This window comes from Saccharothrix sp. (genome assembly GCF_031180885.1).
In the GTDB taxonomy this organism is placed as follows: domain Bacteria; phylum Actinomycetota; class Actinomycetes; order Mycobacteriales; family Pseudonocardiaceae; genus Actinosynnema.
This window is the reverse complement of record NZ_JAPSLK010000003.1, coordinates 1-15039: the sequence shown is the minus strand read 5'-3', so window position 1 is coordinate 15039 and position 15039 is coordinate 1. Positions and strand designations below refer to the sequence as shown.

General features: G+C 72.0%; 16 protein-coding genes and 2 pseudogenes. 10 read left to right on the top strand and 8 right to left on the bottom strand.

What is annotated here, in order from left to right; all coding sequences use genetic code 11:
• Positions 1–2 precede the first annotated feature (2 nt).
• The gene (locus tag RIN75_RS06390; protein WP_309110845.1) at positions 3–686 is read right to left on the bottom strand and encodes a hypothetical protein; all 684 of its coding nucleotides are present in this window, start codon (positions 684–686) and stop codon (positions 3–5) included.
• A gap of 155 nt (positions 687–841) precedes the next feature.
• Between RIN75_RS06390 and RIN75_RS06385 the strand changes: the two genes are divergently transcribed.
• Genes RIN75_RS06385 through RIN75_RS06375 form a run of 3 tightly spaced genes read left to right on the top strand, consistent with a single transcriptional unit; the run spans position 842 to position 4227 of the window.
• Entirely contained in the window at positions 842–2446 is a 1605-nt protein-coding gene (locus RIN75_RS06385) for a cellulose binding domain-containing protein (RefSeq protein ID WP_309110844.1), read from the top strand.
• A 43-nt stretch (positions 2447–2489) separates the two neighbouring features.
• On the top strand, positions 2490–3689 hold the full coding sequence (locus RIN75_RS06380; RefSeq protein WP_309110843.1) for a glycoside hydrolase family 3 N-terminal domain-containing protein: 1200 nt from the start codon (positions 2490–2492) through the stop codon (positions 3687–3689).
• 52 nt (positions 3690–3741) lie between these two features.
• Positions 3742–4227 carry a sigma factor-like helix-turn-helix DNA-binding protein gene (locus RIN75_RS06375; protein ID WP_309110842.1) on the top strand — a complete coding sequence of 162 codons (486 nt, stop codon included), beginning with the start codon at positions 3742–3744 and terminating at the stop codon, positions 4225–4227.
• A gap of 449 nt (positions 4228–4676) precedes the next feature.
• On the opposite strand, the pseudogene RIN75_RS06370 reads toward RIN75_RS06375, so the two are convergent.
• Positions 4677–4781, bottom strand: a pseudogene (locus RIN75_RS06370) (phosphotransferase); the annotation flags it as partial.
• A 117-nt stretch (positions 4782–4898) separates the two neighbouring features.
• Here RIN75_RS06370 and RIN75_RS06365 point away from each other — a divergent pair.
• Positions 4899–5642: a methyltransferase domain-containing protein gene (locus RIN75_RS06365; RefSeq protein WP_309110841.1), complete on the top strand. Its 744-nt coding sequence runs from the start codon at positions 4899–4901 to the stop codon at positions 5640–5642.
• A gap of 493 nt (positions 5643–6135) precedes the next feature.
• Here the strand turns inward: RIN75_RS06365 and RIN75_RS06360 are convergent, their stop codons facing one another.
• Complete coding sequence (locus RIN75_RS06360; protein WP_309110840.1) at positions 6136–6522, bottom strand: STAS domain-containing protein; 387 nt, start codon at positions 6520–6522, stop codon at positions 6136–6138.
• A gap of 135 nt (positions 6523–6657) precedes the next feature.
• Entirely contained in the window at positions 6658–7041 is a 384-nt protein-coding gene (locus tag RIN75_RS06355) for an STAS domain-containing protein (protein ID WP_309110839.1), read from the bottom strand.
• A gap of 176 nt (positions 7042–7217) precedes the next feature.
• On the opposite strand from RIN75_RS06355, the gene RIN75_RS06350 reads away from it, so the two are divergent.
• Together RIN75_RS06350 and RIN75_RS06345 are read left to right on the top strand one after the other, a co-directional pair.
• Complete coding sequence (locus RIN75_RS06350; protein ID WP_309110838.1) at positions 7218–7412, top strand: hypothetical protein; 195 nt, start codon at positions 7218–7220, stop codon at positions 7410–7412.
• Between the two features lie 158 nt (positions 7413–7570).
• The gene (locus RIN75_RS06345; RefSeq protein WP_309110837.1) at positions 7571–9808 is read left to right on the top strand and encodes a catalase; all 2238 of its coding nucleotides are present in this window, start codon (positions 7571–7573) and stop codon (positions 9806–9808) included.
• A 194-nt stretch (positions 9809–10002) separates the two neighbouring features.
• Here the strand turns inward: RIN75_RS06345 and RIN75_RS06340 are convergent, their stop codons facing one another.
• Together RIN75_RS06340 and RIN75_RS06335 are read right to left on the bottom strand one after the other, a co-directional pair.
• On the bottom strand, positions 10003–11250 hold the full coding sequence (locus RIN75_RS06340; RefSeq protein ID WP_309111196.1) for an RNA polymerase sigma factor: 1248 nt from the start codon (positions 11248–11250) through the stop codon (positions 10003–10005).
• Positions 11251–11273: 23 nt separating this feature from the next.
• Entirely contained in the window at positions 11274–11693 is a 420-nt protein-coding gene (locus tag RIN75_RS06335; RefSeq protein ID WP_309110836.1) for a YciI family protein, read from the bottom strand.
• 224 nt (positions 11694–11917) lie between these two features.
• On the opposite strand from RIN75_RS06335, the gene RIN75_RS06330 reads away from it, so the two are divergent.
• Positions 11918–12484, top strand: coding sequence for an MBL fold metallo-hydrolase (locus RIN75_RS06330; RefSeq protein ID WP_309110835.1), 567 nt, complete (start codon positions 11918–11920; stop codon positions 12482–12484).
• A gap of 4 nt (positions 12485–12488) precedes the next feature.
• Here the strand turns inward: RIN75_RS06330 and RIN75_RS06325 are convergent, their stop codons facing one another.
• Positions 12489–12635 (bottom strand): DUF1059 domain-containing protein, encoded by a 147-nt coding sequence (locus RIN75_RS06325; protein WP_309110834.1) that lies wholly within the window; start codon positions 12633–12635, stop codon positions 12489–12491.
• 69 nt (positions 12636–12704) lie between these two features.
• Here RIN75_RS06325 and RIN75_RS06320 point away from each other — a divergent pair, with 69 nt between their 5' ends.
• On the top strand, positions 12705–12878 hold the full coding sequence (locus RIN75_RS06320; RefSeq protein WP_309110833.1) for a hypothetical protein: 174 nt from the start codon (positions 12705–12707) through the stop codon (positions 12876–12878).
• 44 nt (positions 12879–12922) lie between these two features.
• Here RIN75_RS06320 and RIN75_RS06315 read toward each other — a convergent pair whose 3' ends face one another.
• Entirely contained in the window at positions 12923–13306 is a 384-nt protein-coding gene (locus RIN75_RS06315; RefSeq protein ID WP_309110832.1) for a bacteriophage spanin2 family protein, read from the bottom strand.
• Positions 13307–13510: 204 nt separating this feature from the next.
• On the opposite strand from RIN75_RS06315, the gene RIN75_RS06310 reads away from it, so the two are divergent.
• Complete coding sequence (locus tag RIN75_RS06310) at positions 13511–14842, top strand: protein kinase (protein ID WP_309110831.1); 1332 nt, start codon at positions 13511–13513, stop codon at positions 14840–14842.
• A 22-nt stretch (positions 14843–14864) separates the two neighbouring features.
• Positions 14865–15039, top strand: a pseudogene (locus tag RIN75_RS43985) (AraC family transcriptional regulator N-terminal domain-containing protein); the annotation flags it as partial.

The following is a 15039-nucleotide window of genomic DNA, read 5'->3' as shown; positions in this document are numbered from 1 at the left end:
TTTCAGCCGAGAACGCGTTCCGCGACCGCGAAGTCCGCATTGCACGCCGGACAAGTCGCCCGGCCGAACAGGTGCAGCAGAACGCGCGCCACACGCGGGTTCCCGTGTCCGCTCGCGAGATCGTGCGCCCGCCGCTCAACGCCCTCCAACTCCAGCGGATCGGCCGGTCGGGCGGGAGTCGACTCGCCACCCTCCTCGGTGCACGTCCCGTCCACCACCGAAATCACGAGGTTGGCGCTGCAACTCCCGCACTCGACCTCGTACTCCTCCGCCGCCACGCCCCACGCCAGCACGTCCTGCCACCGCGCCGAGCCCTCGAAGGCCAGCAGCGCCTCCAGCAAATACGCGTAAGTCTCCTCGTCCGCCGAAGGCAGCAGCTCGATCGCCTTGTGCCGCAACCGTTCCACGGCCTCGGCGTGCTCCGTCAGCGCTTCCTCGAAGTCGGCGACGATCGCGCCGGCCAACGCCACCGCCTGGCCCGCGTAGATCGGTTCGGGCCGCCCCGCCAAGTCCGCCAGCCGGGGAAGTGCCGCATAACTGGCCGGATACGTCGTGCCCTGGTGGCACAAGGCGGACCACAGGTCGCTCCACCCGGCGTCGTCGGGGTCGGTGGCGAGGCGGTCCAGGAGGGCGGGGATGTCCTCGGCGGTGCCGTAGGCGTGGGTCAGCTGGGACCAGTCGGTCATGCGCGTGATCACATCACACCAGGTGAGACGGGCCAAACGGGACGTTCTTGACATGTTTCGATCCTCAACTCGAAACTTTAGGAGCCACCGCCACTCGATCATCCAGAAGGGGTGCTGTGGTGTCCACCAACCCTCGCCACACGAAGGCGCGGTCAATGCTCGTCCTGCTGGCGGTGTCCGTCCTCGCGCTCGCCGGCGCCCTCACGGCGGTCGCAAACACCAATGCGGTCGCGGCGGCTGTTGAGGACGATGGTGCGGATTGTCCGGTGAGCACGCCGGGCTCGTTGCAGACCAACGCGAAGTTGCCCGACCCGTTCAAACGCCTCGACGGGACACGGATCTCCAGCAAAGCCGACTGGCGCTGCCACCGCGCCCAGACCCGCGAACTGGCCGAGCGGTACGTCTACGGCGACAAGCCCGGAAAGCCCGCCACCGTCACGGGATCGGTGTCCAACACCAACATCTCCGTCAACGTCTCCCACAACGGCCGCACCGCGAGCTTCTCCGCGCGCGTCGAGCTCCCGAGCGGCACCGGTCCCTTCCCCGCTGTCGTGGTCGTGGGCGGGCTGGGTGCGGACACCGCCACGATCAAGGCCGCGGGCGCCGCGGTGATCAACTACGACCCGCTGGCCGTCGGCCGCGAAGGCACGCCGCGCAGCAACAAGCAGGGCGCGTTCTACACCATCTACGGCTCGTCCAGCAGCACCGGTCTGCTGGCGGCGTGGGCGTGGGGCGTGAGCCGGATCATCGACGTGGTCGAGCAGTCCGGCGGCACGGTGCTCAAGGCGGACGCGACCGGCGTGACGGGGTGCTCGCGGTACGGCAAGGCGGCGTTCGCGATCGGGGCGTTCGACCAGCGGATCGCGCTGACCATGCCGGTCGAGTCGGGCAGTGCCGGGGTGCCGGCGTTGCGGGCCATCCCGGGTGAGAGCGGCGCGCAGCCGTTGAGCAGCGCCTACGGCGAGCAGCCGTGGCTGGGTGACGCGTTCAGCCCGTTCACCGGCAACCCGAACACGCTCCCGGTCGACACCCACCAGGTGATCGGCATGATCGCGCCGCGCGGGCTGTTCATCATGGAGAACCCGCACGTCGACTGGTTGGGCGCGCGGTCGGGCAGCGTCGCGGCGCTCGCCGGGGCCGAGGTCTACAAGGCGCTGGGCGTCGGGGAGAACATCAGCTACTGGTCGGACGTCCAGGACGGCGCGCACTGCGCCGCGCGGTCGGAGTGGCGGGCACCGTTGCAGCAGAACATCCAGAAGTTCCTGGTCAAGAGCGGCGGGACGACGGGCACGTTCCGGATCTCCAGCCGCAAGGCCGGGTCGCTCGCGGAGTGGAAGGACTGGCAGACGCCCACCCTGACCGACGGCCCGACCACGTCCACGACCACCACGTCCGCGACAACCACGTCCGCGACAACCACGACGACGACCACCACGACGACGCCGACCACCACCACGTCGACCCCGCCCGGTGGCTGCTCGGCGTCGGTGTCGGTCAACCAGTGGACCGGCGGGTTCGTCGCAACCGTCCGGGTGACGGCGGGCTCGTCGCCCATCGCGGGGTGGGCGGTGACGGCGACCCTGCCGCAGGGCTCCTCGGTGACCAACGCCTGGAACACCAACCGGAGCGGCAACAGCGGGACGGTGGAGTTCACCAACGTCTCGTTCAACGGGTCGCTCGCGGCCGGCCAGTCGACCGAGTTCGGTTTCCAGGGCACGGGCACCGGCACGGGCCTCGCACCCACCTGCGCCGGCCGGTAGCGCACGTAGGGCGGACACCCGCCAGGTGACGTAGGTTGGGTGGGTGCCGGACCAGTTGCCGAACGGGCGTCACGGCGGCCCCGCGGCCGTGACCAGGGTACTGCTGGTCTTCGCGGCCGTCGGGGCCGTCCTGGCCGCCCTGCTGACCGTTGTCGGCGCGCAGGACGTCGTGCCCGGCCGGCCCCAGGCCGCGCCCACCACCACAACGGCCGAAGCCACCACGACGACCACCACCACGACCACGACCCCGCCGCCGGACCCGTGCACGGTGAAGGCCGCCTCGCTCACCCTCCGGCACAAGCTCGCCCAGCTGCTGATGGTCGGCGTCGACCCGCGCGGCAGCGAGGACGCGCTCAACGTGGTCCGGGCCGAGCAGGTCGGGGCGATCTTCATCGGCGGCGACGCCACCGGCCTGCTCACCGGCGGACTGGACGTCGTCCGGGCCGCCGCCACCCTGCCGCTCGTGGTCGCCGTGGACGACGAGGGCGGGCGGGTCCAGCGGGTCGAGATGCTCGACGGGGACATGCCCAGCGCCCGCCGGATGGCCCAGGACATGTCCCCCGAGCAGGTCCGCGCGCTGGCCCGGGACCGGTCGACGGCCCTGCGCAACCGGGGCGTGACGATGGACCTCGCGCCCGTGCTCGACATCAGCGCCCAGCCGGACGACGCCGTCATCGGCGACCGGTCGTTCAGCCCCGACCCGGCCACCGCCGCGACCTACGCCCAGGCCTTCGCCGAGGGCCTGCGGGACGCGGGCACGACCCCCGTCCTCAAGCACTTCCCCGGCCACGGCAACGCCAGCGGCGACTCCCACCAGGGCGCGGTGACCTCCCCGCCGCTGGACGCCCTGCGCCAGGCCGACCTCCTGCCCTACCGCGACATCGGCCGCTACGGACCGGTCGTGGTGATGCTCGGGCACATCGACGTCCCCGGTCTGACCGGCGGGCTCCCGGCGACGCTGAGCCCCGAGGCCTACGGGCTGCTGCGCGGCGAGTACCGGTTCGGCGGACCGGCGATGACCGACGACCTGGGCGCCATGCGCGCGGTCACCGACCGGGTGGACCTGCCCGAAGCCGTCCGGCTGGCCCTGGCGGCGGGCGCGGACATCGCGCTGTGGTCCACCGGCGGCCGGACCGGCGAGGTCCTGGACCACCTGGAAGCGTCGGCGGCATCGGGAACCCTGCCCGCCGCGCGGGTCGACGAGGCCGCGCGGCGCGTGCTGGCCATGAAGGGCGCGTGCTGACTTTTCTGCGTACCGCGTGCAGCAAATCGGGTCGCTGCGCCGTTTCCGGGGTATGGAGTTCGCCCACAGGGAGTCGGCGCAGACGGAGTTCGCCCAGCGGGAGTTCGCCCAGCGGGAGTTCGCCCAGCGGGAGTTCGCCCAGCGGGAGTTCGCGCAGTACGTGACCAGCCAGTCGGCGGCGCTGGTGCGGTTCGCCACGGCCCTGACCGGCCGGTCGCGGCTCGCCGAGGACCTGGTGCGCGACGCCCTGTGCCGGGCCTACGTCCGGTGGGACCGGATCTCGGCCGCGCCGCACGCCCGCGTCCGCGGCCTGGTCGTCGCGGAGTACCTGTCGTGGCGACGCCTGTTCACCGCCCGGACCGGCCCGGACGCCGTGCACCGGCTGGCCGTGCTGCCGCGCAAGCAGCGGGCGGCGGTGGTGCTGCGGTACTACGCGGGCCTGCCCGACCACGAGATCGCCGCCCACCTGGGGTGGCGGGAGTCCACCGTGCGCACCCGGATCGCGCGCGCCCTCGCCACCCTGCCCGATCAGCGGTAGCTCCGCAGGTCAGCGGCAGTCCTGCCGCCCAGCGGCAGTCCTGCGTCACCGGCAGTTCAGCGTCATCGGCAGTTCAGCGTCATCGGCAGTTCAGCGTCATCGGCAGTTCAGCGTCATCGGCAGTTCAGCGTCATCGGCAGTTCAGCGTCATCGGCAGTTCTGGGGGCCGGCGCTGTCCAGACCGGCCTCGGACGCGACCTTCAGCACCTCGACGTCGCCGGGGTTGTTGTGGATGTCCACGTAGGTCGCGACCGTGTTGACGATGCAGCGGTGCCGCCACCCCGTCCACCCGTACAGCTTGCCCTCGTCGGAGGTGTCGCACGGCTCCGACCCGCGGCCCTCCTGCGGGCAGATGCAGCCCAGGTCGCCTTCTGCGGCGGCGGGGGCAGGACGGACGTGGGCACGCGCGGCTGGGGCGGTTGGATCGCGGTCGCCTGGTAGGCGGACGGGTCGACGGCGTGGGCGATGCCGAAGTCGATCACGCGCGGGCCGTCGTCGGCGAGCAGGACGTTGGCCGGCGTGAGGTCGCGGTGGACCAGCCCGCAGGCGTGGATCGCGGGCGGAACGTTAGTGATCATCGCACCCGGGCGTCCCGGCGGTGTCCGGTTGCGGTCACGCCCGGTGCCGATAACCGTTGGACGCCGCGGTCCGGGCCGCAGCAGGATCGGGCCATGCGCCAAGAGGACATCTGGGACGCCGAAACCGCCGCGAACTACGACACGCCCGGCACCGGCATGTTCGCGCCCGAGGTGCTGAACCCGGCCGTGGAGCGGCTGGCGACCCTGGCCGACGGCGGTCGGGCGTTGGAGTTCGCCGTGGGCACCGGACGGGTCGCGATCCCACTGGCCGAGCGCGGGGTTCCGGTGACCGGGATCGAGCTGTCCGCGGCCATGATCGCCAGGTTGCGGGAGAAGGCCGACGAGTCGAAGGTTCCGGTGGTGGTGGGCGACATGGCGACCACCGTGGTCCCCGGCGAGTTCACTCTGGTTTACCTGGTCTACAACACGATCTCCAACCTGCTCACGCAGGACGAGCAGGTCGACTGCTTCCGCAACGCGGCTCGCCACCTGGTGCCGGGTGGTCGGTTCGTGGTCGAGCTGTGGGTGCCGGAACTGCGCGCGCTCCCTCCGGGACGCGAGGCGACCGTATGGCACAACGAACCCGGCTACATCGGCCTCGACACGTACGACGTGCTCAACCAGCACGTGGTCTCCCACCACTTCCGGTTCGGGGAGGACCGGCGAGCGACCCTGGCCCGGAGCCCGCACCGGTACATCTGGCCGGCGGAACTGGACCTGATGGCCCGGCTGGCGGGGTTCGAGCGGGAGAGCAGGCACGCGGACTGGTCTGGGAGCCCGTTCACCGCCGACTCCCGATCCCACGTGACCACTTACGTCAAACCGCTCTTGTCGTAGCCTCGCGCCCGTGTTCTCGTGGCAGGACATGTCGGTGAGGATCATGCCGTTCCACCAGTAGCCGAGGCCGTCGAGCGCGTCCGGGGGTGGTGGCGGTGGACGAGCGGAGCACACCGGTCGTGGTGGTGAGGGTGTCGACCCACCAGAGCTGTCCGACGCCGTCGGCCACGAAGCAGGTGGTGAACTCGCCGGGGATCGGACCGCTGGTGTCGCGGTAGTAGAGCGCGTAATGCGCTGGGCGGGTCTTCGGCCTACGGCTGCCCGAGCCGTCCTCCCGCTGGACGCCGTGGGCTTGGACGAGGGCGAGGAAGTGCGCGTCCTGGGCGATCGGCGCGGGCTGGGCGATCGGCGCGACTTCGGCGTGCAGCGGGGCCGATTGTCGGCGCCACCCGACGGCGGGCGCTTGGAGGCCGCGGCGGAGCACAACTCACCGACGCGGTACGGCCCGAACTCCTCCACGACACCACCGCCGCTCGCCACCGCCGCCGGGTTCCTACTGGTGGACGGCGCACTCCACGTCGCGCACGAAGGCCACGGCGTCGTCCACGGCGCCGAACACGGTGACCACGCCGAGCATGTCGGTCACCTCCAACGGCCGCAGCACGGGCCGCGAGTCGGCCACCACGGCGAAGCCGACGCCGTGCGACCGGGCCTCCTCCACCGCGCTGAGCAGCAGCGAGATCCCGTTGGAGCCGAAGAACGTCACCTCGCGCAGGTCGAGCACCACGGCGTCCGGCCGGGCGGCGATGCGGGCGCGCAGCACGTCCTCGGGCGCGGGTTCGGAGCACATGTCCAGCTCACCGGTCAAGCGCACGACGACCACGCGGTCGACTTCGGCGACCTCCGTGCTGAGGTAGTCGGTCGATGCTTCCTGCACCACGGCACGCCTCCTGCCGGCTACGAACGTTGGTGCAGGCTGTCTGCTCAACCCTGGGCCGGCCCGGAACGAGTCGGCCTTCCCACTGACCACTCCCAAGCTACTCGCGGCCGGCGGGGAACACCATCCCCGCGCGGATCACGCCGTGGACGGCGCGGCCAGGGCGGCCTCGGCGGCTTTCGCGACGTCCGCGCGCAGCAGGAGCAGTTCGATCACGCCGGTCTCGGTGAGCGGGCGCAGGACCGCGCGCCGGTCGGTGGCCACGGCGAACCCGATCTTGCGGGCCTCGGCGCGGTGGCGGACCTCGATCAGCAGGGACAGGCCGATGGACCCGAACACCGTCACCCCGTCGAGGTCGAGCACCAGCGCCTTGGGGCCGGCCGCCAGCGCCTCGACGATCGCGGCGCGGAGGTCGTCGCTGGTCTCCATGTCGACTTCGCCCGCGACGTGGACGACGAGCGCGCCGCCATGCCATTCCGTTGTCGTGGTGACCTCGGCACCAGCCTCGACGTCATCGCTCATAGTCACGTCATCATGCCACGCCGATTCGGCCGTTCCGACGGGTGATCGACTGCCCGGGGACCTGAACCGGTGCCGTACTCGCATTGTGACCGGCGTCACGATTCCCGTCCGACCGGCGCGGGTAGTCCGGGTCTTCACGTACGTCTTCACGTCCCCGTCACCACCGTAGGACCTGCATGATCGAGGACCCGGGCCACGACGGCCCCGGCCAGGACCGCGCCACCGCGGCCCTGCCGGACGCCGACGCCCTGGACCCGGACGCGCCGGCGACCCCGTCGAGGTTCCGCCGGCTGACCGCCCGGATCGAGGACTTCCAACGCCGCCTGGCCGAGCACCGCACCAGGCTCGAACCCGACGAGCAGAAGCGATGACCACGACCGCGCCGCCGGTTCCCGGCCGACTGAGACCCTCACCCGGCCAGGGTTCCCCCGTCACCCTCCGTGCTCCCGGTATCCCCCTGTTGGCGCCCTCACAAGCCGTGTAGGTCGCGTCTCACGGGGTAGCCGCCGGGCGACCGAGGGAGGACCCCGTGGAGTCGAAGAACCCCGCCGAGATCGTCAAGAACGCCCTGGAGAAGGCCGTCGAGAAGGTGACCGACCTGGTCACGCCGGACGTCCCGGGCGCACCCGCGAGCGCGCCGCCGAGCCTGGAGGAACCCACCGAGCCCCGCGAGCCGCTCCCGCCCAAGGCGGACCAGGGCGCGCCGGAGACCGTCACGCCGACCGGGGCCGAGACGGGCGCGCCCAAGACGGCGAACAGCCAACAGGGCGCGTACCTCACCACCGCGCAGGGCGTGCGCCTGTACGACACGGACCACTCGCTCAAGGCAGGCGCACGCGGTCCGACGCTGCTCCAGGACCACCACCTGCGCGAGAAGATCATGCACTTCGACCACGAACGCATCCCCGAGCGCGTGGTGCACGCACGGGGCGCAGGGGCGCACGGTGTGTTCGTGGGCTATGGCTCCGCCGCGAGCGTGTGCAAGGCGGGGTTCCTTAAAGAGGGTGCGAGCACGCCGGTGTTCGTGCGGTTCTCCACCGTCGTGGGCTCTCGCGGCTCGGCGGACACCGTGCGCGACACCCGCGGGTTCGCCACGAAGTTCTACACCGACGAGGGCACGTTCGACCTGGTGGGCAACAACATCCCGGTGTTCTTCATCCAGGACGGCATCAAGTTCCCGGACATCATCCACGCTGCCAAGCCGCACCCGGACCGCGAGATCCCGCAGGCGCAGAGCGCGCACGACACGTTCTGGGACTTCGTGTCCCTGCACACCGAAGCCACCCACCACGTCATGTGGCACATGTCCGACCGTGCCGTGCCACGGTCGTTCCGGACCATGGAGGGCTTCGGCGTCCACACGTTCCGGCTGGTCAACGAGGCCGGCGAGACGTCGCTGGTGAAGTTCCACTGGAAGCCGCAGCAGGGCGTGCACTCGCTGCTGTGGGAAGAGGCGCAGCTGATCAACGGCATCGACCCGGACTTCCACCGCCGCGACCTGTACGACGCCATCGAGTCCGGCGCGTTCCCGCAGTGGGAGCTGGGCATCCAGGTCTTCCCCGACACGCCCGAGCAGACGTTCGAGGGCATCGACCTGCTGGACCCGACCAAGATCGTGCCCGAGGAACTGGCGCCCGTGCAGCCGGTCGGGATGCTCACGCTCAACCGCAACCCGACGAACTTCTTCGCCGAGACCGAGCAGGTCGCCTTCCACGTGGGCCACCTGGTGCCGGGCATCGACGTGACCGACGACCCGCTCCTGCACGCCCGCCTGTTCTCCTACCTGGACACCCAGCTGACCCGGTTGGGCGGACCGAACTTCGACCAGATCCCGATCAACCGCCCGCACGCGCCGGTCAACGACATGCTCCGCGACGGCTTCCACCAGCACGGCGTCCACGGCGGCGTGGCGCCCTACCGGCCGAACTCCCTGGACGGCGGCTGCCCGTTCCACGCGGGCGCGGTCGACCGGGCGTTCGTCGAGGTGCCCCAACGGGTCGCGGAGTCGGTGAAGGTGCGGGAGGCCCCGGCGTCGTTCGCCGACCACTTCTCCCAGCCGCGCCTGTTCTTCCAGAGCCTGAGCCCGGTGGAGCAGGAGCACGTGATCCGCGCCTTCACGTTCGAGCTGGGCAAGTGCTACGAGCAGGCGATCAAGGAACGCGAACTGCGGGTCCTGGCCCGGGTGGACGCCCGGCTGTGCGCGGAGGTGGCCACCGGGCTGGGCCTGCCGGTCCCGGAGGTGTCCCCCGACCTGCCCGAGGTGACCCCGAGCCCGGCGTTGTCCCAGCTCAACGGCACTTGGCCGGTCGCGGGCCGCACCATCGGGATCGTGGTGGACGGCGACGACCCGGACGGCCTCGACGGCGTTCGCACCGCCCGCCTGGCACTCCAAGCCGCCGGAACGGTTCCGCTGATCATCGCCGCGTGCGGCGGCGACCTGCCCCACGGCCTGGTCGCCCAACGCACGTTCCTCACGGCCCGCTCGGTGGAGTTCGACGCCCTCCTCCTGGCCGCCGCTCCCCCGCCCGCCCCCGACGCCCGACCGGTGCGCGACGCCAAGGCCGGCGCCGCATCGTCCACAGTGGACCCGAGGGTCGCGTTGCTGGTGGAGGAGACCTACCGGCACGCCAAGGCGATCGGCGCGTGGGGCACCGGCACGACCCTGGTCGACGGCGGTCCGGGCGTGGTGACCGGCGATCCCACCGAGGTCGTCCGGGACGTCCTGGCCCTACTCGGGCGACACCGCGTGTGGGACCGCCTGGGGTGACGCGCTGCCCCCGCCACGCGGCCCGGGGACCGCGTGGCGGGGCGCCAGGTTCTCCTCCAGGAGCGCCTGCGAGTCGACGACCCCGATGGAGTCGGCCGGGAGCCGCCCGTCGCTGCCGGCCGGGAGGACGGTGGTCGAGGTATCGGAAGGCTGGTCTTGCCTCTTGACGGGGACGCGGAACCTTCGATTGCGGGCTAGTCCAGGTCGGCCAGTTTGCGGGTGAGCAAGGCGCGCTCGCGTTCGTTGCCGCACAACTCGAAGGCCCGTTCGATCTCCGCGCGCGCCTCCCCCTTGCGGCCCAGCCGGGTGAGGAGTTCGCCGCGCACGGTCGGCAGCAGGTGCGAGCCGCTCAGCGCGCCACCCGCCGCCAGTTCGTCCACGATCGGCAACGCCGCCGCCGGCCCGCGCGCCATGGACACCGCCACCGCGCGGTTCAGCTCGACCACCGGCGACGGCGCCAGGCGGCCCAGCGCCTCGTAGAGCAGCACCACGCGCTCCCAGTCGGTCTCCGCCACCGAAGGCGCGACGGCGTGGCACTCCGCGATCGCCGCCTGCAAGCCGTACGCGCCCAGGCCCCGGCCCACCTGTTCGGCCCGGGCCAGGGCGGCGCGGCCGCGGACGATCGCTGAACGGTCCCAGCGGCGGCGGTCCTGGTGTTCCAGGAGGACCGGGTCGCCGTCCGGGCCGGTGCGGGCCGGGAAGCGGGCGGCGGTCAGCTCCAGCAGGGCCAGCAGGCCGTGGACCTCCGGCTCGCCCGGCACCAGGTGGGCCAGGACGCGGGCCAGCCGCTGGGCCTCGCCGGCCAGGTCGAAGCGGATGAGGTCGTCGCCGGAACTCGCGCTCGAACCCTCGGTGAAGATCACGTAGATCGCGCTGAGCACCGAGCCCAGCCGGGCCTGCCGGTCCTCGGGCGCGGGCACCTCGAACGGCACGCCCGCCGCGCCCAGGGTCTTCTTGGCGCGGGTGATCCGGGCTTGGACGGTCGCGGTCGGCACCAGGAACGCGCGGGCGATCTCGTCGCTGGTCAGGCCGCCGACGACGCGCAGCGTGAGCGCCACCCGCGCCTCCCGGGACAGCACCGGGTGGCACGAGATGAACATCAGCGCCAGGACGTCGTCGTCGATCTGGTCCGGGTCCCACTCGCCCGCGTCGACCACGCCCTCGCCCAGGTCGCGGGCGAGGGCGGCGTACTTGTCGTCGGCGGTGGCACGCCGACGGAACGCGTCGACCGCGCGCCGCCGGCCCACCGTCAGCAGCCAGCCCGCCGGGTTGGTCGGGACGCCGTCGCGCGGCCACGTGACCAGCGCTTCGGCGAACGCCTCCTGGGCCAGGTCCTCGGCCAGCACGAAGTCGCCGGTGTAGCGCGCGAGCGAACCGACGATCCGCGCCGACTCGATCCGCCACACCGCGGCGACCGCGGCCCGGCCGGTCGGGTCGCTCAGAGCCGGCCGGCCGGTCGGGTCGCTCAGAGCTGCCCCGTTGCCTCGCGCCACGCGCGCTCCTTCTGGATCCACTGGTTGTCCTGCGGGAACTCGTCGATCGTCGGCACCCGCCGGATCTCGGTCTTGAACCCGGGCCCCTGGATCGGCAGCCGCTTCGCCCACTCGACGGCCTCCTCCTTGGACGCGACGTTGAGGATGTAGAAGCCGCCGAACAGCTCCTTGGTCTCGCCGTACGGGCCGTCGGTGACCACGGGCGGCTCGGACGAGTAGTCCACCACGACCCCGTTGCTCGCGTCCTCCAGCCCCTCGGCGGCGACCAGCACCCCGGCCCGGACCAGCTCGTCGTTGAACCTGCCGACCTTGTCCAGCACCTCGACGAAGTCCATTTCGGCCATGCCCGCGAAGGCCTCGTCGGTCGCCCGCATGATCAGCATGTACTTCATGGTGTCCGCTCCCTGCGTTCCCGGGGGTCCTCAATGGACCCTCTCACCACCGGGTCGAACGGGCGACAGCGCGGATCGACACGGCGGCGGAACTTTTTCGAAGATCTTCTTCGGTGTGCTTGGGTGGCGGCCATGAGCAAGTGGGTCGAGGTCGCGGACGGCGTCCTGGTGCGGCGGTACGCGGAGTTGGACCTGTCGGTCGGGCTGGTGGTCGGCGGCGAGTCGTGCCTGGTCATCGGCACCGGCGGCGCCACGCCGACCTGGTCGCGACCGGCGCGGAGCAGCGCGAGAAGTGGGCGCGGAACTACCGCGAGCGTGGCGAGGCGGAGGGCGGCGACCGGATCGCGGCGGTCCGGCTGGTCCTGCCCGACCGCCTGGTCGAGGACCGCGCGGAACTCGACCTGGGCGGCCGGCTGGTCGAACTGCGGCACTTCGGACCCGCCCACTCCGACCACGACATGGTCGCGCACGTGCCGGACGCGGGCGTGGTCTACGCCGGCGACCTGGTGGAGCACGGCGCGCCGCCGCAGTTCGGCGACGCCTTCCCGCAGGGCCGGCCCGCCGCGCTGGACGGCATCCTCGCGCTCGACGCGCCGATCGTGCCGCCCGGCCACGGCGATCCGGTCGACCGCGACTTCGTCCGGGCCCAACGCGCGGAGCCGGCGGCGGTCGCCGGGCTGTGCGGGGAGGTCGCGGACGGGCGACTCACCCCGGCGCAGGCGGTGGAGCGCTCCCCCTACCCGGAGGAGTTCGCGCCGGCGGCCGTCACCAGGCCGCTCAGCAGGCCGTGAACGCTCAGTAGGCCATGAACAGGATCTGCTCGCGGGAGTACTCGTGGCCGGGGTGGTTCTCCCGGAGGTGCTGCTGGGTCTTCTCGACCAGGTCGTCCTCGTTCTCGCCGACGATCCGCTCGCCGCACGGGCAGGAGATGTTCTTCTTCATCGTCAAACCCCCTAGGTGATCTCCTGCCCCGAACTCTACCGACGACCGCCTCCCGCGACGACTCGCACCGTGCGGATTGCCGACCGGGCGGAGCCGCTGAGGTGGCGTGATACTCGGCGCAAGCTCCGGGCGAACACCGCCGCGCTGCCTGCCGCCCGCGCCGCCACCGAGCGCGGTGACGCGGCGTGGTGGCGCGGCCGGATCGAGGAGTCGCCCGCGCCGACGCCGCCGACCTGGGCCTGACCAACGCCTCCCGCGCGACCGCGGTCGACGACGGGTAGCGGACGTCAGCCGGCGCAGGCGCTGGTCAACTTCGCCACCTGGTCGGCCTTCACCGCGAGCCACGCGGCGGGCTGCCCGATCAGGTCGTCCACCGTGACGTCTCGGAGCGTGGCCGCCAGGCCCGTGATCGCCTCGTTGACCGTGGTGTCGGCGGCGGTCGCGGCGAGGTCGGTCAGGGAAGCGGCGGCGGCGTGCGCCTGGTCCACCGCCTGCTGCGGCGAGCTCGGGTCGAGCGCGGCGGTGGCCTGGGACAACGCCTCCGCGCACACCTGCACGGTGGTGGCGGTGTCGGCGATGGCGGACGCGGTCTGCGCGGCTTCCTGCGCGGCGCCGCAGCCGCTCACGACGGCGACCAGCGCAACGGCGGACAGGACAACGGGAACGCGCATCAGGATTCCTCCGGCTCGTCTGGAACCAGAGGTCTCCCCGACCAGCACGATCGCTGGCGTCGTGACCGAGCCGCTGTGGAGCGGCCGTAGTGACGATCACGAACCGGGCGGGTACTCCCCTCCGCACCACCAGCATGCCGAAACCGGGGCGGTCCCGTCAAACAAGGCTGGTCCGGGAACCGACCGGGAAGTAGGTTTTCCGCTGTGCCGGAGCACAACGAGGTGATCGCGGGTCGGTACCGCCTGCAGGCCCAAGCGGGTCGCGGCGCGGCCGGTGTCGTCTGGCGCGCGCGCGACGAGCGCCTGGACCGCGTGGTGGCGTTGAAGTTCCTGACGTCCGGCGACGTCGAACGCGTGGTGCGCGAGGGCCGCGTCGCCGCCCGCCTGCGCCACCCGCACGCGATCAGCGTCCACGACGTCATCGAGCACGGCGGCCGGCCGTGCCTGGTGCTGGAGTACCTGCCGTCCCACACCCTGGCCGACTTGATCGACAGCGGCCCGTTGCCGGAGTCGCTGGTGGCCGGGGTGGGTTGGCAGGTCGCGTCGGCGCTCGCCGCGGCGCACGCGGCCGGGATCGTGCACCGGGACGTGTCCCCGTTCAACATCCTGCTCACCGACGACGGCACCGCGAAGATCGCCGACTTCGGCATCGCGCGGGCGATCGGCGAGGGGACGGTGACCGACGGCCGCGCGGTCGTGGGGACGCCCGCGTACTGGGCGCCGGAGGTGGCGGCCGGCGAGGGCGCGGTGTTCGCGTCGGACGTGTACTCGTTGGGCGCTGTCCTTTACGCGGCCCTGGAAGGCCATCCGCCGTGCGCGGAGCCGACCGCGTCGTCGGGCCCCTTGGCGGAGGTGCTGGCGATGGCGTTGCGGCGCGATCCGGCGGAACGCCCCACCATGGCGGATTTGTGCGCCCTGCTGGACGTGGTGGTGGCCGAACGCCCCCCGACCCAAACGAAAGTCATGGACGACCCCACCCCACCACGCCGTCCCGCGTGGCGAAGAACCACGGCCCTGGCCGCAGCCGCCGCACTGGTGGCCGGCGGCATCACCATCGGCTTCTACCTGCAAGACAACAACTCCCGCTCAACCGCTCAGCCCTCGCCGGACCCCACCACACCGCAGGACCCCACCTCACCGCCGCAACCCACCACACCTCCGCAACCCAGCACACCGCCGCAAACCACCACACCGCCGCAAACCACCACAACCACCACCGCGGCACAGGCACCACAGCCCGACTGCACCGCCCGCTTCAAGATCACCAACTCCTGGCCCGGCGGCTACCAGGCCGAGGTGACCGTGCAGAACGCCCGCGACAGCGCCCTGGCCGGCTGGACCGTCACCTGGGCGCAGGACGCCGGCCACGTGATCAGCAACCTGTGGAACGGCGCCTTCACCACCGCCCCCGACTCGATCACGGTCACCAGCCTGTCCCACAACGCCCGCCTCCCCGCGGCCGGCTCGACAACCTTCGGCTTCACCGCCAACGGCCCAGCGGCCCCGAGCCCGGACATCACCTGCACAACCCGGTAGCCCGTGTTCGACCGGCGCCAAGCGCACCGTCGCGGGCTCGCACAGCTGGAGCGTGCCCGCCGGCCGGATGCTGCTCAACACCCTGCAACTGCCGGTCACCGCGGTCTTCGAGCAGGTGCCCTACCGCTCGGCGGTCCTGGCGCTGGACAAGCGGATCCTCACCGAACTGCTGCTGGAACTCGGCCCCGCCGCGCCGC

Excerpts from the sequence above, each read along its gene's own strand:
- RIN75_RS06315 (WP_309110832.1), bottom strand. The coding sequence starts at position 13,306 with ATGCGCGTTCCCGTTGTCCTGTCCGCCGTTGCGCTGGTCGCCGTCGTG.
- RIN75_RS06335 (WP_309110836.1), bottom strand. The coding sequence starts at position 11,693 with ATGAAGTACATGCTGATCATGCGGGCGACCGACGAGGCCTTCGCGGGC.
- RIN75_RS06355 (WP_309110839.1), bottom strand. The coding sequence starts at position 7,041 with ATGAGCGATGACGTCGAGGCTGGTGCCGAGGTCACCACGACAACGGAA.
- RIN75_RS06365 (WP_309110841.1), top strand. The coding sequence starts at position 4,899 with ATGCGCCAAGAGGACATCTGGGACGCCGAAACCGCCGCGAACTACGAC.
- RIN75_RS06350 (WP_309110838.1), top strand. The coding sequence starts at position 7,218 with ATGATCGAGGACCCGGGCCACGACGGCCCCGGCCAGGACCGCGCCACC.
- RIN75_RS06375 (WP_309110842.1), top strand. The coding sequence starts at position 3,742 with ATGGAGTTCGCCCACAGGGAGTCGGCGCAGACGGAGTTCGCCCAGCGG.
- RIN75_RS06385 (WP_309110844.1), top strand. The coding sequence starts at position 842 with ATGCTCGTCCTGCTGGCGGTGTCCGTCCTCGCGCTCGCCGGCGCCCTC.
- RIN75_RS06325 (WP_309110834.1), bottom strand. The coding sequence starts at position 12,635 with ATGAAGAAGAACATCTCCTGCCCGTGCGGCGAGCGGATCGTCGGCGAG.
- RIN75_RS06390 (WP_309110845.1), bottom strand. The coding sequence starts at position 686 with ATGACCGACTGGTCCCAGCTGACCCACGCCTACGGCACCGCCGAGGAC.